The 2593-nt window shown below is 47.7% G+C and carries 1 protein-coding gene and 1 pseudogene; both read left to right on the top strand.

The features are described from left to right. The first annotated feature begins 230 nt into the window (after positions 1–230). Positions 231–1763, top strand: a pseudogene (gene istA, locus AACV32_RS07975) (IS21 family transposase). A gap of 10 nt (positions 1764–1773) precedes the next feature. Next, on the top strand, positions 1774–2514 hold the full coding sequence (gene istB, locus AACV32_RS07970) for an IS21-like element ISVch3 family helper ATPase IstB (RefSeq protein ID WP_170895762.1): 741 nt from the start codon (positions 1774–1776) through the stop codon (positions 2512–2514). Positions 2515–2593: the final 79 nt, after the last annotated feature.

Raw genomic sequence — 2593 nt, 5'->3', positions numbered from 1 at the left:
TGCGTATTTCGGAGCATTCCGAACAGCCATTTCGGTATGACCCGAACACCTATTTCGGTTTAATCCGAACGTACATTCCGCGATTATCCGAACACTTTTAAGCGAACTCCGAAATCAGCGTTCGGAATAGCGAAAACCGCGTTCGGAATGCCCGAAATCCTTCCTTTTTCTCTTTTAAATCAATAGCTCGCTATTCTTTACTTCTTAAACAAGAACGTAAGGAAGCGACAATGGCTAAAAAGAGAACTCCAATGAACAAAATCAAAGAGATATTACGCCTTAAGTACGAGTGTGGGTTGTCCTACCGTAGTATTGCTAGTTGTCTCAATGTCAGCCTTGCAACAGTCTCAGAGCTTGTCGCTCGCTTTAAGCAAAGTCAGATAGGCTGGCCTCTCCCAGAAGGTTGCAGTGATACGGACCTTACCAAAGCCCTATATCATTCGAAGCAAGCCAGTCGAGACAAGGTTATGCCAGACTTCGCTCAGTACGCTGTCGAACTCAAACGTAAAGGCATGACAAAGATGTTATTGTGGCAGGAGTACCATGAGCAATATCAAGAGCAAGCTTACGCTTACACTCAGTTCTGCGAGCACTTCACTCGTTGGTTCAAAACCCAAAAGCGCAGTATGCGTCAGCTCCATGTTGCAGGTGATAAGCTGTTTATCGATTACTGTGGGCCTCGGCTTCAAGTGGTCAACCCTGATACAGGTGAAGTGCGCGAAGCAGAAGTGTTCGTGGCGACCTTAGGAGCGTCCAATTACACCTATGTTGAAGCCTTCCCGAGTCAAGGTAAGTCTTACTGGTTAGAGGCGCATGCCAATGCGCTCGAACACTTCGGTGGTGTACCACGGCTCTTGGTTCCCGATAATCTACGCAGCGCGGTCAGCAAACCTAACCGTTATGAACCGAGGCTTAATGAAAGCTATCAAAAACTGGCAAATCATTATCAAACTGCCGTGATGCCAGCTCGCCCCTACAAACCGAAAGACAAAGCCAAAGCAGAAAATGCCGTCCTCCTAGTGGAACGTTGGATCATGATGCGACTTCGCCATCAAACCTTCTATACCTTCAAAGAGCTGAACCTTGCCATCCGTGAGCTGATGAATGACTTAAACGAACGTGAGATGAAGCAGTATGGTGCGAGCCGCAAAGCGCTGTTCGACAAACTCGATAAACCCGCGTTAAAGCCCCTTCCTAAGCAGCGATATCTATATACTGAAACCAAGCGAGCCAAGGTTGGGCCTGATTATCATATCGAATATCGCCGTCACTACTACTCGGTTCCCCATCAACTTGTTGGCCACCATGTCGAACTTTAAGCCTCCAACCGTCTGGTGCAAATCTACCATCAAGGTAACTTGGTCGCCCAGCACCCGCGTAGCCAAAGGGAGCGCGGAAACAGTACTCAACCTGAGCACATGCCGAGTAATCATCAACATCAAAAGTGGTCGCCTAGACGTTTACTCAACTGGGGAGCCAATATCGGCCCCGCCACACGGGAAGTCGTCAATAAAATGCTGAACTCTAAGCCTCATCCCGAGCAGTCATATCGTTCCTGCCTTGGACTGCTTAACCTGAGCAAAGCCTATGGCGAATCGCGTCTAGAGCAAGCCTGTAAAGATGCACTGATGCTAACAAAACCCAATTACACCTTCGTCAACAATCTACTCAAGAACAATCGTGAGGGGCAACTGAGTAAAGATAAAGCGAATACGCCGAACCTTGTTCACAGCAATGTTCGTGGCCCGAACTGTTATCACTAGGAGAAAGGATATGAACGCACTCAATGACCAACTTAAAACCCTGCGCTTGAGCCATGCGGCGAAAGCGTTAGAGCAGCAACAAGAGCAACTGACCACCTACGCAGAGCTGGACTTCGAGGAGCGGTTAAGCTTGCTCCTGGAAAGTGAAATCTTGAACCGTAATCAGAGCAAAATCCAACGCTTAAAGCGACAAGCAAAGCTGAGAGTGGATGCCCAGCCGAGCCAACTCATCTACAAAGAGGGACGAGATCTCAATCGTAAACAGATGAGCGAACTGCTAACAGGCAGTTATCTGCACAAGCATCAGAATATCTTGATCACAGGCCCAACAGGTGCTGGCAAAACCTATCTTGGTTGCGCTCTGGCAACCAGTGCCTGCGACCAACAGCAAACCGTCAGGTACTACCGATTAACTCGCTTGCTTGATGATCTGACCGCAGGTCGTCTGGATGGTAGTTATCAAAAACAACTTCAGTCGCTGGCTAAGAAAGGCTTACTACTCCTCGACGACTGGGGGATGGAAAAACTGACTCAAGAGCATGCTGGTCACTTGTTAGAAGTACTTGAAGATCGTTACCAAAACAGCAGCACAATCGTCATCAGCCAGTTACCAGTAAAAGAATGGTACAACATGATCGGCAACGCCACTGTCGCTGACGCTCTAATGGATCGTCTAGTTCACAATAGTCATCGAATAGAACTGGGAGGAGAATCAATGAGAAAACTGGCGCAATCCGAACACTTAGAGTAAAAATAGGGAAAGAGAAAAAGTGCTGGTTAAGGTGTTCGGAATAAACCGAAACAAGCGTTCGCAATCACCGAAATACGCA

The sequence above is a fragment of the Vibrio sp. B7 genome, from assembly GCF_963888765.1.
In the GTDB taxonomy this organism is placed as follows: domain Bacteria; phylum Pseudomonadota; class Gammaproteobacteria; order Enterobacterales; family Vibrionaceae; genus Vibrio; species Vibrio anguillarum.
The sequence above is the reverse complement of the archived record's forward strand: the minus strand, read 5'-3'. Positions and strand labels throughout refer to the sequence as shown.